This window comes from Prosthecobacter sp., from assembly GCF_029946185.1.
Taxonomy (GTDB): Bacteria; Verrucomicrobiota; Verrucomicrobiia; order Verrucomicrobiales; family Verrucomicrobiaceae; genus Prosthecobacter.
The window spans coordinates 1-17,395 of record NZ_JAQSEA010000250.1; the positions used below are offsets into that span (position 1 = coordinate 1).

At 59.3% G+C, this 17,395-nt stretch carries 23 protein-coding genes and 1 tRNA gene; 17 read left to right on the forward strand and 7 right to left on the reverse strand.

Features of this window, described 5'->3' with window-relative positions; genetic code table 11:
- Nucleotides 1-809, forward strand: an 809-nt coding sequence (locus tag PSV43_RS20665; RefSeq protein WP_300202066.1) for an ATP-binding protein, incomplete at its 5' end; no start/stop codon positions are given.
- 65 nt (nt 810-874) lie between these two features.
- Here PSV43_RS20665 and PSV43_RS20670 read toward each other — a convergent pair.
- Nucleotides 875-964 (reverse strand) — tRNA-Ser (locus PSV43_RS20670).
- Between the two features lie 100 nt (nt 965-1,064).
- On the opposite strand from PSV43_RS20670, the gene PSV43_RS20675 reads away from it, so the two are divergent.
- Nucleotides 1,065-1,313 carry a hypothetical protein gene (locus PSV43_RS20675; RefSeq protein WP_300202068.1) on the forward strand — a complete coding sequence of 83 codons (249 nt, stop codon included), beginning with the start codon at nt 1,065-1,067 and terminating at the stop codon, nt 1,311-1,313.
- Here the strand turns inward: PSV43_RS20675 and PSV43_RS20680 are convergent.
- Both PSV43_RS20680 and PSV43_RS20685 read right to left on the reverse strand, forming a co-directional pair.
- The gene (locus PSV43_RS20680) at nt 1,288-1,911 is read right to left on the reverse strand and encodes a DNA-3-methyladenine glycosylase (protein ID WP_300202070.1); all 624 of its coding nucleotides are present in this window, start codon (nt 1,909-1,911) and stop codon (nt 1,288-1,290) included. The two genes, PSV43_RS20675 and PSV43_RS20680, sit on opposite strands and share 26 nt — an antisense overlap.
- A gap of 3 nt (nt 1,912-1,914) precedes the next feature.
- Complete coding sequence (locus PSV43_RS20685) at nt 1,915-2,670, reverse strand: Nif3-like dinuclear metal center hexameric protein (protein ID WP_300202073.1); 756 nt, start codon at nt 2,668-2,670, stop codon at nt 1,915-1,917.
- 86 nt (nt 2,671-2,756) lie between these two features.
- Here PSV43_RS20685 and gluQRS point away from each other — a divergent pair, with 86 nt between their 5' ends.
- Nucleotides 2,757-3,602 (forward strand): tRNA glutamyl-Q(34) synthetase GluQRS, encoded by an 846-nt coding sequence (gene gluQRS, locus PSV43_RS20690; RefSeq protein WP_300202076.1) that lies wholly within the window; start codon nt 2,757-2,759, stop codon nt 3,600-3,602.
- Here gluQRS and PSV43_RS20695 read toward each other — a convergent pair whose 3' ends face one another.
- Entirely contained in the window at nt 3,603-4,328 is a 726-nt protein-coding gene (locus PSV43_RS20695; protein WP_300202078.1) for a hypothetical protein, read from the reverse strand.
- Between the two features lie 106 nt (nt 4,329-4,434).
- Here PSV43_RS20695 and hemL point away from each other — a divergent pair, with 106 nt between their 5' ends.
- From hemL to PSV43_RS20735, 8 genes are all read left to right on the forward strand, one after another.
- Complete coding sequence (gene hemL, locus PSV43_RS20700; protein ID WP_300202081.1) at nt 4,435-5,721, forward strand: glutamate-1-semialdehyde 2,1-aminomutase; 1,287 nt, start codon at nt 4,435-4,437, stop codon at nt 5,719-5,721.
- Between the two features lie 40 nt (nt 5,722-5,761).
- On the forward strand, nt 5,762-6,052 hold the full coding sequence (locus PSV43_RS20705; protein WP_300202084.1) for a hypothetical protein: 291 nt from the start codon (nt 5,762-5,764) through the stop codon (nt 6,050-6,052).
- Nucleotides 6,045-6,383, forward strand: coding sequence for a type II toxin-antitoxin system RelE/ParE family toxin (locus PSV43_RS20710; protein ID WP_300202087.1), 339 nt, complete (start codon nt 6,045-6,047; stop codon nt 6,381-6,383). Before PSV43_RS20705 ends, PSV43_RS20710 begins: the two co-directional genes overlap by 8 nt.
- Before the next feature lie 89 nt (nt 6,384-6,472).
- Nucleotides 6,473-6,754, forward strand: a complete 282-nt coding sequence (locus tag PSV43_RS20715) for a hypothetical protein (RefSeq protein ID WP_300202090.1) — start codon at nt 6,473-6,475, stop codon at nt 6,752-6,754.
- On the forward strand, nt 6,747-7,082 hold the full coding sequence (locus PSV43_RS20720; RefSeq protein ID WP_300202093.1) for a type II toxin-antitoxin system RelE/ParE family toxin: 336 nt from the start codon (nt 6,747-6,749) through the stop codon (nt 7,080-7,082). Before PSV43_RS20715 ends, PSV43_RS20720 begins: the two co-directional genes overlap by 8 nt.
- A gap of 21 nt (nt 7,083-7,103) precedes the next feature.
- Entirely contained in the window at nt 7,104-7,451 is a 348-nt protein-coding gene (locus PSV43_RS20725; protein WP_300202096.1) for a cupin domain-containing protein, read from the forward strand.
- A gap of 9 nt (nt 7,452-7,460) precedes the next feature.
- On the forward strand, nt 7,461-7,772 hold the full coding sequence (locus tag PSV43_RS20730; RefSeq protein WP_300202098.1) for a DUF2007 domain-containing protein: 312 nt from the start codon (nt 7,461-7,463) through the stop codon (nt 7,770-7,772).
- Between the two features lie 8 nt (nt 7,773-7,780).
- Nucleotides 7,781-8,992, forward strand: a complete 1,212-nt coding sequence (locus PSV43_RS20735) for a redoxin domain-containing protein (RefSeq protein ID WP_300202101.1) — start codon at nt 7,781-7,783, stop codon at nt 8,990-8,992.
- A gap of 6 nt (nt 8,993-8,998) precedes the next feature.
- Here PSV43_RS20735 and PSV43_RS20740 read toward each other — a convergent pair whose 3' ends face one another.
- The 3 genes from PSV43_RS20740 to PSV43_RS20750 are packed head-to-tail and all read right to left on the reverse strand — an operon-like array spanning nt 8,999 to nt 11,249.
- Nucleotides 8,999-9,532: an RDD family protein gene (locus PSV43_RS20740; RefSeq protein ID WP_300202104.1), complete on the reverse strand. Its 534-nt coding sequence runs from the start codon at nt 9,530-9,532 to the stop codon at nt 8,999-9,001.
- A 41-nt stretch (nt 9,533-9,573) separates the two neighbouring features.
- Nucleotides 9,574-10,593 (reverse strand): M23 family metallopeptidase, encoded by a 1,020-nt coding sequence (locus PSV43_RS20745; protein ID WP_300202107.1) that lies wholly within the window; start codon nt 10,591-10,593, stop codon nt 9,574-9,576.
- Nucleotides 10,593-11,249: a hypothetical protein gene (locus tag PSV43_RS20750; RefSeq protein WP_300202110.1), complete on the reverse strand. Its 657-nt coding sequence runs from the start codon at nt 11,247-11,249 to the stop codon at nt 10,593-10,595. The genes PSV43_RS20745 and PSV43_RS20750 overlap by 1 nt, the downstream gene beginning before the upstream one ends.
- Before the next feature lie 138 nt (nt 11,250-11,387).
- Between PSV43_RS20750 and pyrR the strand changes: the two genes are divergently transcribed.
- From pyrR to rpmB, 6 genes are all read left to right on the forward strand, one after another.
- Nucleotides 11,388-11,939, forward strand: a complete 552-nt coding sequence (pyrR, locus tag PSV43_RS20755; RefSeq protein ID WP_300202112.1) for a bifunctional pyr operon transcriptional regulator/uracil phosphoribosyltransferase PyrR — start codon at nt 11,388-11,390, stop codon at nt 11,937-11,939.
- Entirely contained in the window at nt 11,936-12,862 is a 927-nt protein-coding gene (locus PSV43_RS20760; RefSeq protein WP_300202115.1) for an aspartate carbamoyltransferase catalytic subunit, read from the forward strand. Before pyrR ends, PSV43_RS20760 begins: the two co-directional genes overlap by 4 nt.
- Nucleotides 12,863-12,979: 117 nt before the next feature.
- Entirely contained in the window at nt 12,980-13,846 is an 867-nt protein-coding gene (locus PSV43_RS20765; protein WP_300202118.1) for a carbon-nitrogen hydrolase, read from the forward strand.
- A complete protein-coding gene (locus PSV43_RS20770; protein ID WP_300202121.1) occupies nt 13,839-14,891 on the forward strand; it encodes an agmatine deiminase family protein in 1,053 nt (350 codons plus the stop codon). The genes PSV43_RS20765 and PSV43_RS20770 overlap by 8 nt, the downstream gene beginning before the upstream one ends.
- 733 nt (nt 14,892-15,624) lie before the next feature.
- Nucleotides 15,625-16,869 (forward strand): hypothetical protein, encoded by a 1,245-nt coding sequence (locus PSV43_RS20775; RefSeq protein WP_300202124.1) that lies wholly within the window; start codon nt 15,625-15,627, stop codon nt 16,867-16,869.
- A 79-nt stretch (nt 16,870-16,948) separates the two neighbouring features.
- Nucleotides 16,949-17,212, forward strand: coding sequence for a 50S ribosomal protein L28 (gene rpmB, locus PSV43_RS20780; protein ID WP_300202126.1), 264 nt, complete (start codon nt 16,949-16,951; stop codon nt 17,210-17,212).
- Nucleotides 17,213-17,395: the final 183 nt, after the last annotated feature.

Here is a 17,395-nt window from a genome sequence, read left to right on the forward strand (position 1 = left end):
GAGGTCAGGAGATTCTGCTGCAACTGCCGGAGGAGCCGGTGCATCTAGATGCGGATCCGACGCGGCTGGAGCAAGTCTTCGGCAATCTATTGATCAACGCTGGCAAGTACAGCGACGACGGCTGCCCCATCAAAGTGAGCGTGGAGCGCGATGGGCGGGAGGTGGTGGTCACAGTAAGCGACAGCGGACTGGGAATCGATGCGGAGCTGCTGCCGCGTATTTTTGAGCTTTTTGTGCAGGAGAGCCGAACTCTGGACCGGTCGCGCGGAGGTTTGGGCATTGGCCTGACTCTCGCTCAGCGGCTGGTGCAGCTGCACGGCGGAAGCATTCAGGCAAAGAGTGCGGGAATCGGCCACGGGTCGGAATTTAGTGTGCGGCTTCCCATGCTGATCAAACCGAAATCTTCAGCGGCAGAAGAGCTGGCTGCACCCCCGGCAACTGGAGCGGTGCGGGAGCGGGGAAGACGCATCTTGATCGTGGATGATAATGAGGATTCGGCCTGCAGTCTGGCTCTCCTGCATGAACGTCGCGGGCACGAAACGCGAATTGCTTTTACGGGACCGGACGCGGTGGCTGCTGCGGCCGAGTTCATGCCCGAGGTGATCATCCTGGACATTGGTCTGCCAGGCATGAATGGCTTTGAAGTCGCCCGCCGCATCCGCGCAATGCCTGGTTTTGCCAACGCCCTGCTCGTGGCGATGAGCGGCTATGGCAGCGCGGAGGATTTGGCCGAAGGGAAACGTGCCGGCTTCAATGAATATCTGGTAAAGCCGGTGGACTTGAAGAAGCTGCGGGAGTGGATTCGGTAAGGGCCGCGCCCCTTCGCTTTCCAAGCTGCGGAGGGCATTCTTTGCCTCCTAAGGTCGGTGAAGAATGGCGGAGAGGGTGGGATTTGAACCCACGGTTGCCTTACGACAACGTCTGATTTCGAGTCAGGTGCCTTCAACCACTCAGCCACCTCTCCTTATCATTCAACGAAGCCGGAGCGTACCGCGTCCGCGCCTGAATGCAAGGCGCGGCTTACAATGGCCCTGGAGAATTGCAGTTGTATTCACCCGCTGCTGGTGGTCTTTGCCGTCGTTATGAAAGCTCTCTGCCAATTCTTTTCGGTTTTGATCGGCCTCGTGGCCGCACTTGGCATGGTGCCCAGCCTGATTCCCTTTCTGGGAGCGCTGAACTGGCTCGTGCTGGTCCTGTGCGTGGTGGGCATCATCTTTGGCGTGTTTCCTGAACGAAAGATTGGTCTGACCATCAACATTGCCGTCGGCGTGGTGGCTCTGGTTCGCCTTATTTTGGGCAGCGGGGTGGTTTGATGATCGGCAGTTTCACCTTCCCGTGCTTCACGCTGAGGTGCGGGCTGTGGCGTGAGAGGAATCGCCACGGGTAATCGACGGCCTGGCTGATGCCGACGCGGATGTCGCTGACCACTTCGAAAGGGGCCGTGGCGGGTTTGATGAGGCCGCAGCCTGCTGGACGGCCTTTGCCTGCCATGGGTAGGCCGTGATGGCTGCCGTCAAACCCGAGGGCCAGTGCGAGTTTTCCGGGGCCGGAGCACAATTCGTGCAGTTTTTCGCGGTGGCGGCGCTGCTGCATTTGCGGGATGCCGCAGGTGGGCTCCAGTGCGCGGATCAGGATCAAGCCGTCTTGCGCGCCGCCTTTGACCAGGAGGTTGAAGAGCCAGTACATGCCGTAGTTGAAATAAACGTAGGCGGTGCCGGACGGGTGTGATTTCACAAACTCGCGCGAGCTCGGGCGGGTGGCGGTGTGGCAGGCCAGATCCCCCTCCACGGCATAGGCCTCGGTTTCGACAATGATGCCGGCACAGCCTTTCCAGACCAGCTCCACGCCAATCAGGTCGCGGGCGACGGTGAGAACATCGCGCTCGAAAAAATCACGAGTGAGATAGCTCATGGCTTACAAACCAGTCGGATGATCGACAAATTCCCACGGGATGCCGAACTTCGTTTTAATAGAGGCGGAGAGGGCTTTCACGCCAAAGGTCTCGGTGGCGTAGTGACCGCCGTAGACGAGATTGACGCCGATCTCTTCAGCGAGGGTGTAGCTCCAGTGCGGGCCTTCGCCGGTGATGAAGGTGTCGATGCCCGCCTTGGCGACGGTGGCGACTTCGGAGCCTGCGCCGCCGGTCATGATGCCGATCTTGCGGCAGGTGGCAGGGCCGCCCGGGCAGAGATGGACGCGGGCGCCGGTGGCGGCGGCGAGACGCTGGACGAGCTCGTCGCGGCTGATTTCGGTTTCGATCTTGGCACCGTTTTCGGTGCCCTTGGTTTTCATGAAGTTGCCGGTGGGTTCGAAGCCGAGGGCGCGGGCGAGGACGGCGTCGTTGCCGAGGGTGGGGTGGAAGTCGAGCGGGAGGTGGCAGCTATAAACGGCGAGGCCGGCATCGAGCGCGGTTTTGATTTTTTGGAAGACCGGGCCGGTCCAGGTTTGGAGGCCGGTCCAGAACAGGCCGTGATGGACGATGAGCAAATCCGCACCTGCGGCGATGGCTTTTTTCATCACAGGCAACGTGGCGTCCACCGCAGCTACGATCTTGGTGACTTTGCCCTCACGGTTTTCGAGCTGGAGCCCGTTGAGGGCGTTCGAGTAGTCGGCGATCTCCGCGATGCGCAGTTCGGTGTCGAGGTGGGAAACGAGGTCGGCGAGATTCATGCGAGTTAGTTTGGGGCGTTTGGATCAAATGTCGAGTCGTGCAAAAAAAGACGCCAACTCGAACTGAGTGTGACAATTTATTGCCCATGCCTGAAGTCACACGATTCGCCCCCAGTCCCACCGGATGGCTGCATCTGGGGCATGCGTATGCGGCGTTGTTTGCGCAGGAGTATGCCGCGGGTGGGCGTTTTTTGATCAGGCTGGAGGACATCGACGGCACGCGGGCGCGGCCTGAATATGAGGTGGCGATTTTTGAAGATCTGGCGTGGCTGGGATTGGACTGGGAGCAGCCGGTGCGGCGGCAGTCGGATCACTTCGCGGACTATCGTGCTGCCTTGGCGAAGCTGGAGGCTCTGGGCGTGCTCTATCCGTGCTTTTGCACGCGGCGGGAGATTCAGGAGGAGATTGCGCGGGCGGGCAATGCACCGCAGGGGCCGGACGGCCCGCTGTATCCGGGGACGTGCCGTAACCGGGATGCGGGTGAGCGTGCGCAACGCGTGGCGGCAGGGGAGTCGTATGCGCTGCGGCTGGACGTGGCGAAGGCCGCGCGGATCGTCGATGGCGACTTGGAATGGACGGATCGTGGGCGTGGAGTTTTTCAAGCGCGACCTGCTGTGTTTGGGGATGTGGTGCTGGCGCGCAAGGACACACCCGCGAGTTATCATCTGGCGGTGGTCGTGGATGATGCGCTGCAAGGCATCACGCTGGTGACGCGCGGGGAGGATCTGCTGGAGGCGACGCATCTGCACCGGCTCCTGCAGGCGCTGTTGGGTCTGCCGGTCCCGCAATGGCAGCACCATCGGCTGATCACGGATGAAACTGGCAAACGCCTCGCGAAGCGGGATGATGCGCGGTCATTGCGCAGCCTGCGTGCGGTGGGCTGGACTCCGGAGCGGGTGCGGGATGAGATCCGGCGCAGATGTGAGCCGTGATCAAAACCCACCCACCGGCGGCGGTATGGTGATGGCACCGCCTCCGCCGAGGGGATTGCCCTTGGTCTCTGCGATTTCTGAGACAATACCGTCTTTGAAAGCCAGGCTCAGGGTGCCGACCTCCACCCGGATATAGATGACCGACTGCACGATCTGGCCGAAGGCGTTGCGCCCCGTGGTCGTCTGCGGCACCTGCTCATAGACGGCGTATTCCAGCCGCTCCTCCTTGCCTGCCGCCGTGATCTTGCTGGATTTGCGTGAAGGCTTGCCCATCGAGGCGTGCACTTCCTGGCTGGTCATGCCGAGGGCCACTTGCTTGTGCTGGATGAGTTCATCCACCAACTTGGTGCGCTCGTAGAGTTTTTTGAGGTTCGCGTTCAGATCCGGGACGGCGGACTTCACTTCGGCCATTCGCACCCAGCCAGCGACGTCGCCATGTCGCGCACGGCCACGGACACGGTAGGCCGTGTCTGACATCGCCAGCAGAGTGACCAGGGTGCCGGGTGCAAACGAGCCGAGGGCGCCCTGAAGCTTGCTGGTGGGGTACACCGGCGCTTCGAGCTGCACTTTGAGCACGATCGGCTTGGGCGTCATGCCTTCCACGGCAAAGGTGCCGGGCTCGACCGTCGCCAAGGAAGACCGGTTGCGTGGGGACGAAGTGGCAGACTGTGCCTGGGCGGCTTCCGTGATGCAAAGGGCGAGAAGAACCAAACAGAACGCTTTCATAGGCAGGGTGGTCGGGATTTGAGCTAAGAATAGCCGACTCAGACAGTTCCGGGCAACCTTTTGTTCGACGCATAAACTCTCCGGCGTATCCCTTTCCACCCCTACCATGCCAAACGGACCCCTTTCCACCAAGCTCTTCGATCTCGCCAAGCAGTACATTCCCGGAGGAGTGAACTCGCCTGTGCGCGCCTTTCGCAACGTCGGCGGCGACCCTTTTTTCGTGAAGCGAGCCAAAGGCTGCCGCATCTACGATGTGGATGACCGCTGCATGATCGACTACGTCGGAACCTGGGGCCCGGCCATTCTCGGCCATGCACCCATTGCCGTGATCGAGGCCATCCACAACGCCGCTAAAGACGGTGTCAGCTTTGGCATTCCGAATCTCTATGAGATCGAAATGGCGCGCACGATCTGCGAATGGGTGCCGAGCATTCAAAAAGTGCGCATGGTCAGCAGTGGCACAGAGGCTACCATGTCCGCCATCCGCCTCGCACGTGGATTCACAGGCCGCGACCGCCTGGTGAAGTTCGACGGCTGCTACCACGGCCATTCCGACAGTCTCCTCGTGGCCGCTGGCAGCGGTGCGCTGACGCATGGCAATCCCGACAGCGCCGGTGTTCCGCGTGCCTTTGCCGAACTCACCAGCGTGCTGCCGTTCAACGACGAAGCCGCGCTGGAAGAGTTGTTTGAGAAACAAGGCCACGAAATCGCCTGCGTCATCGTCGAGCCCTACCCGGCCAATGCGGGCCTGATCCTGCCAAAACCCGGCTTCCTGCAAAAGCTCCGCGACATCACCGCCAAGCACGGCGCCCTGCTCATTTTCGATGAAGTCATGACCGGCTTTCGTCTCGCCAAAGGCGGGGTACAGGAGCTGGAAAAGATCACGCCAGATCTGACCTGCCTTGGCAAGGTCATCGGCGGCGGTCTGCCGGTGGGTGCCTTTGGCGGACGTGCCGACATCATGGACTACCTCGCCCCGCTTGGCCCGGTGTATCAGGCCGGCACTCTCAGCGGCAACCCGGTGGCCTTGGCCGCAGGTCTGGCGCAGCTTCGCGAACTGGAGAAGAAAAACGGCTACGCGCTGCTCGAAAACCTCGGCCAGATCATGGAAACCGCCGTGCTCGACGTGCTCAAGAAAAAAGGCCTCAACTACCGTTGGTACCGCAAAGGCAGCATGTTCTGCCTCTTCTTCACGGAAAAGGAAGTCCACAATCTGCAGGACGCCAAAACCAGCGATCTCGCCGCCTTCCGCAAATTCTTCCACCACTGCCTCGACCACGGCGTGTACTTCGCCCCCAGCCAGTTCGAGACCGGCTTCATCAGCATGGCCCACAGCCGCGATGACCTGGAGCAGACGGCAGAAGTGGCCGCAGCCGCGCTGGCGGCGCTTTAAAACTGGGTGTATCCCGCAGGAAATAGGTTATTCTTTTTCCATGCCACAGCTCACCATCGACGTTCCTGAAACGCTCATGCCGCTTCTAACCCGCAAGGCTGAGATCGGGCGGGAGACGCCGGAGGAATTCATCGTGAGCTATCTATCGGTGAACTTGGACCAGAATGACTTGGGTCCCCCGCAAGCTATGTCGTCTGAAGAGCAGGAGCATCTGGAAGACATTTTAGAGGAAAGGGACAAGGGGCCGTTTGTTCCTGTGCCTGATGATTTGGTGGAGAGAGTCATGGAAAAGGCCATGGCAAGGATTCATCGGCACAAGGCGCATGTTTGATCCTGTGCAGCACATGCACCCTGATGTGGGTGATGTTGATTTGGTCGAGATTGCAGAGCACATTGCACTGGATGACCCAGAAGCCGCGAGGAGGGTGGTGAGTGCCATTCGTGATATGTTCATACTTCTGGCCCATCATTCCCTCCTGGGCACCGAATACCATCCTCTCCGTCGCTCGCTACAAGACATCCGCATGATCACCGTGCCGGAATACCCCAATTACCTCATCTATTACCGACCGCTGCCAGAGAATGCCGGGGCTCGTATTCTCTATCTCCTCCATGGCGCCCGTGATGCCGCCGCATTTGCCAAAGAACACCACCGCCAGTAACCCTTTCGTCTTTCTCCTGTGAGGGGGCTGAGCAGCAAAGGCGTTTAAAAAGGCGTGTCGCAATTACGGTGCTATGGTAAGCTCCGGCCATGCCTCAGTTCACCATTGATCTTCCTGAAGCCGTCATGCCTGCCCTGACCCGTAAGGCGCAGGGTTGGAATCAATCTCCCGAAGGTTTCCTTTCGGCCTATGTCGTGACCTGCCTCGAAAATGACGAGTATGTTCCCGCAGATGCGGAACATCAGGCGCTGGAGGATATTTTGGAGGAGCGGGACAAGGGGCCGTTCATCACGATCACGGACATGAAAGCCTACCGTGAAAGCATCCGTGCCAGGGTGATGGAACGTGTGCAGCAGCACCAGCATGCCTGAGCAGGAACTCCAGGTTCATCCAGAAGTGGATGAAGATGTGATCGAGATTTCGACCCACATCGCAATGCACAATCCGCTTGCCGCCGAGGCTGTTGAGTTTGCCATTACCAGAATGTACGAGTTGCTCGCTCAAGAGCCTCTTATGGGCACCGAATACCATCCGCTTCGTCGATCGCTCACAGGCATCCGCATGATCACCGTGCCGGAATACCCCAATTACCTCATCTATTACCGACCGCTGCCAGAGAATGCCGGGGCTCGTATTCTCTATGTCCTCCATGGCGCCCGTGATGCCGCCGCATTTGCCAAAGAACACCACCGCCAATAATTCTTCGTCATTCCTCATTTTATGCCCGAACCCCGCTTCGCCGTCGCCCAGCTTGATGAAATTCCCCCGACGCCTTGCCCTTGCGGTCAGGCGCGGAGGGCGTTCAAGGAAGACTGGAACACCCTCGCCACCGTGCACCTCACGGACATCCATGCGGACAGCAAGGCGCACTATCACAAGAAGATGACCGAGATCTACATCGTGCTCGAAGGGGAGGGGCATCTGGAGGTGGACGGGCAGATCATCCCTCTCAAACCAATGACCTCCGTCATGATCCGACCCGGCTGCGTGCACCGGGCGGTAGGCAAGCTGAAGATCATCAATATACCCATGCCGCCGTTTGATCCGGCGGATGAATTCGAAGTATAACATCTATTTATGCGCGACCTCATCACCAGTATCGACTCCACTCGGCTCGGCTTTTTCAAATCGATCCTCGATGAAGCAGAGATTCCCTGTTTCATCCGCAATGAAACGACCGCACAACTGGCCAACATCTTCATCGGGCCGCTGCAGCCGACGCTTTGCCTCGTGAACGACGCTGATTATGAGCAGGCCAGTGTTTTGCTGCTGCCGCACCAGTCGGAGGAAGCCTGTTCCGCTGAAGAATGGCCCTGCCCCGCATGCAAAGAATCCAATCCCGCTTCGTTTGAAGTGTGTTGGAAATGCCAGGCTGTTAAACCTGAATAATCAAGACCATGAACAAGCTTGCTCTCATCCTGCTGGCAGCACTGCTTCCGGCCCTCATGAATGCGGAAACGCCGAAGGCGAAGAAGTCGGCCATGCCCGAGGGCTTTCACGAGCTCAAAATCGGCGATGCCGCCCCCGATTTTGATCTCGTCGGCATTGATGAAGACAAGCACACGCTGAAAAACTACGAAGATGCCAATCTGCTGATGGTGGCGTTTCTCAGCAATCACTGCCCGACTTCGCAGGCGGTGGAAGGCCGCATCAAGAAGCTGCTCAAAGAGTACAAGGGCAGGGGATTGAAGGTGGTGGCCATCAATCCCAATGATCCCGCTGCGCTGCGGCCGGATGAGCTTGGCTATTCGAAGTACAACGACAGCTTCCCCGAGATGAAGCTGCACGCGAAGGAGCAGGGTTTTACATTCCCCTATCTCTACGATGGCGACACGCAGAAGGCAGCGCTTGCCTACGGCTGCCTGGCCACGCCACATGTCTTCATTTTCGACAAGGAGCGCAAACTGCGCTACCAGGGCCGCCTGGATGATTCACGCTATGCGGATGAGGCCACGGTGACCGAGCCTGATGCGCGCCATGCCATCGAGGCGCTGCTGGCGGGCAAACCGGTGCCGGTGGAGATCACCAAGCCACATGGCTGCTCCACCAAGTGGATCGACAAGCGCCAGCAGCTCGCCGCCGACAATGACAAGTGGGAGAAGGGCGGGGTGGAGGTGGAGTTGATCGACTCCAAAGGCATCGCCGCGCTGCGCAAGAACGACACGAAGAAGGTCCGCATGTTCAACGTCTGGGCCACCTGGTGCGGGCCATGCGTGGAGGAGTTTCCCGAACTCGTCGCCACGTCGCGCAAATTTGGCCTGCGTGATTTCGAGTTCATCAGCATCAGCATGAACGATCCGAAGGACATGGATGAGGTGAAGGAATTTCTAGAGAAGTACAACGCCGTGGTGCCTGACAAGTTGAAGCCTTCGCTCAAAGCCGAGGGACGCAAGGGCAACTCCTACGTCTTCAATGAAGCGAGCCAGGATGCGTTGATCAAGGCGCTGGATCCCGAGTGGCCCGGCCCGATCCCGCACACCCTCGTCGTCGCCCCAGGCGGTGAGGTGATCTTCCGCCACAATGGCCCGGTCGATGGCGATGAACTGCGGGCCAAAATTTTGGAGCACATGGGCCGGTTTTATGTGCCGGAGCCGGAAGTGAAACCGTGAGCCGGATCAAACTACCGGCAGTTGACGCAGGTCGATGACCTTGGTGTCAGCAATGTCGTCATGGATCGTGTTGTGCCGGGAACGGAAGATCAAAAGAGCATCCACGACGGCAAAAAGCCCGCCCAAGATCGGCACTTGGGCGATGATCTGCAGCGGCAGGATGCGCTTGAGGATGATATGTGACCGTTCAGCCGGCGTGCCGTTTTTCCGAACGATGCGCAGTTCCATGATGCCCTTGCCGATGGTCTGGCCCCGGCCCAGATGATTCCAGTTGATGGCGAGCATGATGCCAAAGCCCATGGCTGCCCACAGCAGCTGCTCCATGTTCCAAGAGCTCGCCTTTCCGGCTTGTTCCATGATGCGGGTGAAATACCCACTGAAATACATGATTGGCATCACTATCAATATCATGATCAGGGAGTCCAAAATGCTGGCACCCAGCCGCCGCCAGGGAGATGCGAGCTGTTGGATTTCATCGGGGTTGCCCGCAGGAAGGATGTTCGACTGCGGCGGAGCATAAGGATTGATGGGATCAGTCATGGCAGGGTCGAGATGAAATGAACGGCTTCGTTTTGTCCAGATTAAAACCAGCCGCAGGCGATCTTCACAAAGCGCAGGCCTTCCACCGTGAGCTTGCCACTGCTGCCGCTCCCCGTCACGCAGCCCCGGGTGTGCGTGTAGTGGGGAATGCCGGCGTCCTTCACCCAGGTCACGAATGGGGCTGAGACTGCTGTCGAAGATGCCTTCACCGCCAGCGGCAGGCCCCAGCGGCTGAAGGTGACCTCCCAGCTTGCAGGCCTGCCCGCAGGGCGCGGGCCATCCAGCAGCCAGGGATAATTTTTGACGATCTCCATCTCAGCATCTCCCGGCACGGCCACGCGGTAGGCGCTTTCCGTCGCCCGCACTGAGCCGGCGGCGGTGAGTTCCGGATTCCTCTGCTGTGCCAGGTAAAGAGATTGCAGATCGAGACCGATGAGATTCAGGCCGTTGAAGACACCGTGATGATTCGGCGAGGCAAAATTCGCCGCATGCCATGCTTCAAAACGGCTGGAGAGCAGCATGTTTAGCTCCACATGGACATGGGCACGACGTTGGTCGATGCCGCTGCCGGTGTATCCCAGGATGCCCAGCGGCGTGCCCGCCTTCACTCTCTGCCCCGTACTGACTTGTGCTGTCGCCAGATGGGCGTAGAGCGAAAAAAACGGACTGCCGCCCCAGTCATGCCGCACGACAATGTAGCGCCCGTAATTGCTCAGACCAGCCGAGGCAGCGACATACATCACGACACCGTCGGCGATCGCACCGACTTCGTCCTGCGGATTGCCTTTCGCATCACGCTGCAGCGGTTTGATGTCGAGGCCTTCATGAAAGCGTGCGTAGGCGATCCGGCTTCCAATACGGCGGGGATCGCGTACAAAGCCGAACTGCCCGCCCTCCCATGGGGTGGTCTTGGCTCCGTCGAAGTTGCGGTCCACGAATTGGAAAAACTCCGCAGGGGCGTCAAACAGCGCGCGATTGGCAGTGGGCAGTTGCAACTGCTGCGCTGTCACGGCTCCGGTGAGCAGGCAAAGCAGCGAAAGTGAAAGGGCGTGGCGTATCATTAGGTCCCGGGCAGTTTGTAGTCTTCGAGCGGGATGTCCTTCATCTTGCGTGGCTTCGGCAGCACACCACGCTCCTTGTCACGCGCGGCAGCTTTTTCGGCGGCCTCCAGCGCCTTGGCGTCTCGGCGCGAATTCATCTTTTCCATGGAGGTGGACGGCATCATGTCTTCCATTTTGCGCGAGGAGGATTTCATGTATTTGAGACGCGGATAAAATTTGTCCATTTCATCAATCGTCTCCTTCGAGAGTCCACGCCAGATGATGAACCGGCCGTCGGTAACGGGTTTGTCAATCTCGATCATGTCGATGGGCATGCCATGGATCATCGTCAAGAAGGTCGAGCCATGGTACTCACGGGAGGCGAGATCAAGCGCATGGCGGCCCTTGGTGTCGAGTTGCAGCATCACGCCGTAGCCATCGTCGTTTTCCGCCTTGAAGGGCTCAAAGCCTGAGATGCTCCGCTGGCTGAACTCGGGAGATTTTTTGAAAGTCATTTGCTGACCGCCGATTGGCAGCCTCATGACTTCGCTGGGATGCTCCAACTGATCCGTCTGCACATGCGTCGTGATCAGCATCTTGTTCTCGCGGAGAATGTCACAACTGGCCAGCAGTCCAGAAAGGGCCAGCATTAAAACGGCACGGGGAAATCGTTGCATAAATGCATCAAACCAAAGACGCGCCAGCTTTGCAACCTTGGAGGCGGGCACGGCTGCGAAACTTCTCTGCCGCCGCTGCCATCCCCTGATTTGACAACATCACGAATCGCCGGACTGTCCGCGCACCCTTTTCCCACCATGCCAGGCAATGAACGCACGCTCCTCACCCAGGCCCAGATGGCCGCAGGGGTGCATACTTTGGCCAGGAGCATCCTGACCGCAAATCCCGGGTTGGAGACCATCGCATTGGTCGGCATTTTTACCCGTGGCGTACCGCTGGCGAGGCGCATTGCGGCAGAGATCGAAACACTCGGCGGCATCAAGGTGCTCCTGGGCACCATCGACATCACGCAGTATCGCGATGATTTGAACACCCTCCAGAGGGTGCCGAAGCTCGAAGGCTCGGACATCGCCTTCGACATCGACGACCTCAACGTAGTGCTCTGTGATGAAGTCATCTACACCGGCCGCAGCGTGCGTGCTGCGTTGGACGAACTGCTCAATTTTGGCCGCCCCAAGCGCGTGCAACTAGCCGTACTGGTGGACCGCTGCGGCCGTGAATTCCCTGTGCAGCCGGATTTTTCCGCCCTCAAGGTCACCCTCGCTCCCGGAGAGCGGGTGGCCGTGCGCTTTACCGAAGTGGACGGTGAAGATGCCTGCACCGTGCAAACCCAAGCCTCTACGAGATGACCCCGCGCAAAGACCTCCTCGACATCGCCTCGCTCACGGATGAGGAAATTGCCTTCGTGCTCGACAACGCCGGGCCGTTCAAGGACCTCTTCAAACGCAGCGTGAAAAAGGTGCCCACGCTTAAGGGACAGACGATGCTCACCCTGTTTTACGAGCCTTCCACCCGCACCCGTTCCAGCTTCGAAGTGGCCGCCAGCCGCCTGTCCGCAGACGTCACCCACTTCGACATCGAATCTTCCAGCGTCGTCAAAGGCGAGTCCATTCTCGACACCGTCGAGACGCTGGAAGCTATGCGCGTGGACTACATCGTCGTGCGGCACAAGCAGGCTGGCACTCCGAATCTCATCGCCAAAAACACCCGCGCCAGCGTGATCAACGCTGGCGACGGCTGGCACGCGCACCCCACCCAGGCCTTGCTGGACGCCTTCACCCTGCGTGAAATCCACAAAAACCTCAGCGGCTGCCGCGCGCTGATCGTCGGCGACATCCAGCACTCCCGAGTCGCTCGTAGCACCAGCCTCATCTTCCGCCGCCTCGGCATGCAGGTGGCCTACCTGGCCCCTGGCTCCATGATGCCGCGTGAGGTGCCGGAGGAAATCCCGCAGTTCGGCAACTGGAACGACGCCTTCGACTGGAAGCCCGATGTCATCTATCTTCTACGCGTGCAGGGCGAGCGCATGACCGAGCCTTTCATTCCCAGTGCTGCGGAATATCACCGCAATTACGGGCTGACCAACGAGCGTGTGGAAGTCTTGCGGGAGCGCGGACTCCACCTCATGCATCCGGGGCCGGTGAATCGCGGGGTGGAGATCACCGATGCCGGGATGAATTACGAGAAGTGTTTGATCAACCAGCAGGTGGAGAATGGGATCGCGGTGCGCATGAGCGTGCTCTACTGGCTCAGGCCGGGGGCGGTGGAGTAGGAGACCAGAGGAGCAGGTGGCAGTGGTCCACTGCGCGATGACCCCTCACCTCGGCGTCATTCCCGCCGGACCTTCTTTCCTTGCATTCGTCCCCAATCGGTGAACCATCCGCGCCATATGGCAAAGGTGACTCTAGGCCTGGTGCAAAGCCGGGCATTCTCAAGCAAAGACGAAAGCGTGCAGCAGCATGAACGGCTCATCCGCGATGCCGCAGCCCGTGGCGCGCAGATCATTTGCCTCCAGGAACTTTTCAACACCCCCTACTTCTGCATCACGCAGGACACCGAGCTCTTCAATCTCGCCGAAGCCGTCCCCGGTCCCACCACTGACAAGCTCGCCCCCCTCGCCAAAGAACTCGGCGTCGTCATCATCGTCCCCCTCTTCGAAAAACGCGCCCCCGGCCTCTACCACAACACCGCCGCCGTCATCGACGCAGACGGCACCGTGCTCGGCAAGTACCGCAAGATGCACATCCCGCAGGACCCCGGCTTCGAAGAAAAGTTTTATTTCACCCCCGGCGACCTCGGCTACCGCGTCTGGGACACCAAATTCGGCCGCATCGGCGTTCTCATTTGCTGGGACCAGTGGTACCCCGAAGCCGCCCGCCTCACCGCCCTCATGGGCGCGGAGATCCTCTTCTACCCCACCGCCATCGGCTGGCTGCCCAGTGAAAAGGCCTCCCTCGGCGCCGCCCAGCACTGCGCTTGGGAGACCGTCCAGCGTGGCCATGCCGTCGCCAACGGCTGCTTCCTCGCCGCAGTCAACCGCGTCGGCACCGAGCAGCAGAGCGAATTCTGGGGCCAGAGCTTTGTTGCAAATCCGTATGGAGAAATCGTTGCAAAGGCCTCCGTGAGCGATGAAGAGATTTTGATCGTGCCATGTGACCTCGCTGCGGTGGAAGATTTCCGCCGCATCTGGCCCTTTTTCCGCGATCGTCGCATTGACACTTACGCTCCCCTGACCAAACGCTACATCGATGAGTAAAGCCGCCTATCCCCAAAACTACCGTCTGCCTGCCGAATTCGAGCAGCAGGAGGCAATCTGGCTGTCCTGGCCTTCCAACAAGGAAAGCTGTCCCAAGACCTACCACAAGCTGCAGGACAAGTTTGGCGAGATCGCCAGCACCATCTCCCGCTACGAGCGCGTGCGTATCAACGCTCCGATGCTCAGCCACATGAACATCCGTCTCAGCATCGCCGACAACGAGGGCGATCTCAGCCAGGTGGACATCTACGAGAACAACACCAACGACGTCTGGTGCCGTGACCACGGCCCGATCTTCATCAAGCACAACGAAACCGGCCAGGTCGCCATCACCGACTGGGAATTCAACGCCTGGGGCGGCAAGTTCCCGCCATGGGATCTCGACAACGCCATCCCTGAGAAAGCGGCCGCCGCTCTCAAGATGGAGCGTTTCACCTCCAAGATGATCCTCGAAGGCGGAGCCATCGAATGCAACGGCAAGGGCACCCTCCTCACCACCGAGGCCGTCCTCCTCAATCCTAACCGCCACGGCGGCAAGCCCGGCAACAAAGCCGAAGTCGAAAAAGAACTCAAGGCCATGCTCGGTGTCAAAGACATCGTCTGGTTCAAGAAAGGCATCGAAGGCGACGACACCGACGGCCACATCGACGACATCGTGCGCTTCATCCGTGAAGACGCCGTCATCTGCATGGTCGAGCCCCGTGACTCCGACCCGAATCACAAGGTCCTCAAGGAAATCCGCGAGCGTCTCGATGACGTCAAAGCTCCCGATGGCGGCAAGCTTGAGATCATCGAAATCGAAATGCCCCAGGCCATCGAAATGAAGGACTGGCGTCTCAGCCGTCTCCCGGCCAGCTACGCGAACTTCATGATCATGAACAACGCCGTGCTCCTGCCCCTCTTCGGTCACAAGAAGAAGGACGCCGCTGCCGAAGACAAGATCTCCGAATGCTTCCCAGGTCGTGAAATCATCTCCATGATGGCCAAGGATCTCGTCACCGAAGGCGGTGCGTTCCATTGCATCGGCATGCATCAGCCCAAATAGAAAGCCGAGAGCTTTCTGTAAAGTGGCCCGCACAGTTTCCTGTGCGGTGCCCCGCGATCATCCGCCAAGTGGTCCGCACATTCCATGTGCGGTTCATCTGGGTCTCCCTGCCTCAAGCCCGGCACTGCCGGGCTTGAAAAGTAGTCATGAGCTCTAGCTCGTTCCGGGTCCAGTTGGCTGCACGCAATCGCCTTTTCCCTCACGCGTTAATTCTAGAGGGTGAGCTTGATCGTCAACGCTGTCTGAGCAAGACCCTCAAAGAACGACGCACACTTCCGGCATGACCTTGCCTCTCCTCAGTTCCACAGGAACTGAGCTCTTCAGGCTGTCACCCTGGCGCAGCAAAGTAGCCTTGTTCCTGTGGAACAAGGAACGCTCCGCCTTCACCCTAAACTCTTAACAAGGTAGAACTAATCCCTCCTCCCTCGCAAGACGGCGAAAGGTAAAAGCTCATTAACTTTAGCCGCACGGGGCAGGGTGAAGCCCGCCGTTGATCGCCCCCTTCATTGGCACAAACCGGATGACGTTGTCTGCAACCATGCAGACCGCTTTCTGCGTCAGCCTTCAGTCTGCCAACCGGGCGCTGAAACAATTTAAAATACTCCAACTATTCAGCGCTCCGCAGCAATCGCTTTGAATCCCTATAACGACTAGGCGCATCCGAAAATAAACCGCGCGGCATTACCAAAGACTTACTTGGGAGGCGTTTTCAGCCGGGTACGGTCGTGGGTCTATGACGGCTCTACGAAATCGGGATGTCTCCATCCTATGCCGGGTGATAGGTGGGCTGTCAGCGCTTCTGCTGCTGGCTGCCTGCGCCCTGCCTGACGAGGCATTTAAAAATTACTCGGCCGCCACCAAAGTCAGTCAATGGAATGGCGTGCTGGATGCCGTCGGCGGCAGCAGTGTGAAGCGCGCCGAAAGCGCGGGCAATGTACCGCTCTACAATGGGGCAGCGTCCATGAATGTCCCGACCCACGCGGGTTCCATCAATGACATCGCCCGCCTGTTCGCTGGCATGGACTCATCCTACAGCCAGACCGCAGCCGTGAGCGCTCACAAGCAGCGCATGGACAGCCTTTGGGCGACCCACCAGAACGTCCGCCGCAGCGCCTTGCAGGCCTGGGCCAGTGAAGAAATTGGCGACATCAAGAGCGCGAACGCCATGTTCTACCCCTTCAGCGGACCTGACTTCCTCTTTGCCAGCGCCCTCTTCCCCTCAGCCGAGACCTATGTGCTCTGCGGCCTGGAACCTGCGGAGCCGCTCCCACGCCTCAGTGATCTCTCCCAGACGGAGATCGACTCCGGCCTCACCGGTCTGCGCAATGCCGTCGCAAACATCATGCAAAACGGCTACTTCATCACCACGGAGATGCGCAGCAATCTGCAGGCCACGCGCTTTCGCGGCGTGCTGCCGCTGCTCATGGCCTTCATGGCAGGCACCGGCCACACAGTAGAATCCGTCGATACCGTGCGTCTGGATGGCTCGGGCAATGTCACGCTGTCCGGTTCCTCAGGAAACACCGGCCTCATGATTCGCTGCCGCAGCGGTGTGGGTGCTTCCAAACGTGTCTTTTACTTCCGGCAGGACCTTTCCAATGGCAGCCTCAGCGCAGACGGGCCGTTTCTGACCTTCGTTTCCCGTATGGGCCGTGTTCCCGCCTTCCTAAAAAGCGCCTCCTACCTCATGCACGAAAGCGGTTTCTCCAGCATCCGCGACTACCTGCTGCGGCACAGCAGCGCCATCGTTCAGGATCCCTCCGGCGTCCCTTACCGTGATTTCGCCCGCTATGGCTGGAACCTCTGGCTCTACGGCAACTATCACGGCACCTTGGAGATCTTCACCGGCTGCCAGCAGCCAGATTTGGTCGCCGCCTACTCCTCCGGCCGCTACCCAGTGAAGCCCCTGAACTTCGGCATTGGCTACCTCATGAACCCCCAAACCACCTCCCTCATGGTCGGCCGTCCAGGACGGTGAAACCGGAAAGGCAGACTTTTGGTTGACGCCAGTCTCTCCTCGGCTAGTATCGCGCCCCAATTTTTCCCCCGAACTCATCATGGCCAAAATCTGTCAAATCACCGGCGTCGGCGTCACCCGCGGCCACCACATTCATCGTAGCGGTAAAGCCAAGAAAGAAGGCGGTATCGGTCGTCACATCACGAAGCGTGTAAAGCGCTGCATCCTGCCGAACCTCCGCAAAAAGCGCATCTTCGTTCCTGAACTCAACGCGTTCATCGAAGTGAAGCTCACCGCCCGCGCCCTCAAGACCGTTGACAAGAACGGCGCTTACAACACCCTGAAAGCAGCCGGCCTGATCTAATCAGCCCCTTCTAACTTTCCCCTTTCGGCGGATCTGGAAACAGATCCGCCTTTTTCATGTAAAGTAGTCGGGAGCTTCAGCTCCCTCTGGAAAACGCCGCATTCCACGGACCAAGGTTATAGCGTTTTCCAAAACAGATTTCCAGATAGAGGCGTATTGCGACGCTCGACGACGCTCCACGGC

Bases quoted from the DNA above. Each gene is read 5' to 3' on its own strand.
- PSV43_RS20680 (WP_300202070.1), bottom strand. From the start codon at position 1,911: ATGAGCTATCTCACTCGTGATTTTTTCGAGCGCGATGTTCTCACCGTC.
- PSV43_RS20685 (WP_300202073.1), bottom strand. From the start codon at position 2,670: ATGAATCTCGCCGACCTCGTTTCCCACCTCGACACCGAACTGCGCATC.
- gluQRS (WP_300202076.1), top strand. From the start codon at position 2,757: ATGCCTGAAGTCACACGATTCGCCCCCAGTCCCACCGGATGGCTGCAT.
- PSV43_RS20695 (WP_300202078.1), bottom strand. From the start codon at position 4,328: ATGAAAGCGTTCTGTTTGGTTCTTCTCGCCCTTTGCATCACGGAAGCC.
- hemL (WP_300202081.1), top strand. From the start codon at position 4,435: ATGCCAAACGGACCCCTTTCCACCAAGCTCTTCGATCTCGCCAAGCAG.
- PSV43_RS20705 (WP_300202084.1), top strand. From the start codon at position 5,762: ATGCCACAGCTCACCATCGACGTTCCTGAAACGCTCATGCCGCTTCTA.
- PSV43_RS20710 (WP_300202087.1), top strand. From the start codon at position 6,045: ATGTTTGATCCTGTGCAGCACATGCACCCTGATGTGGGTGATGTTGAT.
- PSV43_RS20715 (WP_300202090.1), top strand. From the start codon at position 6,473: ATGCCTCAGTTCACCATTGATCTTCCTGAAGCCGTCATGCCTGCCCTG.
- PSV43_RS20720 (WP_300202093.1), top strand. From the start codon at position 6,747: ATGCCTGAGCAGGAACTCCAGGTTCATCCAGAAGTGGATGAAGATGTG.
- PSV43_RS20725 (WP_300202096.1), top strand. From the start codon at position 7,104: ATGCCCGAACCCCGCTTCGCCGTCGCCCAGCTTGATGAAATTCCCCCG.
- PSV43_RS20730 (WP_300202098.1), top strand. From the start codon at position 7,461: ATGCGCGACCTCATCACCAGTATCGACTCCACTCGGCTCGGCTTTTTC.
- PSV43_RS20735 (WP_300202101.1), top strand. From the start codon at position 7,781: ATGAACAAGCTTGCTCTCATCCTGCTGGCAGCACTGCTTCCGGCCCTC.
- PSV43_RS20740 (WP_300202104.1), bottom strand. From the start codon at position 9,532: ATGACTGATCCCATCAATCCTTATGCTCCGCCGCAGTCGAACATCCTT.
- PSV43_RS20745 (WP_300202107.1), bottom strand. From the start codon at position 10,593: ATGATACGCCACGCCCTTTCACTTTCGCTGCTTTGCCTGCTCACCGGA.
- PSV43_RS20750 (WP_300202110.1), bottom strand. From the start codon at position 11,249: ATGCAACGATTTCCCCGTGCCGTTTTAATGCTGGCCCTTTCTGGACTG.
- pyrR (WP_300202112.1), top strand. From the start codon at position 11,388: ATGCCAGGCAATGAACGCACGCTCCTCACCCAGGCCCAGATGGCCGCA.
- PSV43_RS20760 (WP_300202115.1), top strand. From the start codon at position 11,936: ATGACCCCGCGCAAAGACCTCCTCGACATCGCCTCGCTCACGGATGAG.
- PSV43_RS20765 (WP_300202118.1), top strand. From the start codon at position 12,980: ATGGCAAAGGTGACTCTAGGCCTGGTGCAAAGCCGGGCATTCTCAAGC.
- PSV43_RS20770 (WP_300202121.1), top strand. From the start codon at position 13,839: ATGAGTAAAGCCGCCTATCCCCAAAACTACCGTCTGCCTGCCGAATTC.
- PSV43_RS20775 (WP_300202124.1), top strand. From the start codon at position 15,625: ATGACGGCTCTACGAAATCGGGATGTCTCCATCCTATGCCGGGTGATA.
- rpmB (WP_300202126.1), top strand. From the start codon at position 16,949: ATGGCCAAAATCTGTCAAATCACCGGCGTCGGCGTCACCCGCGGCCAC.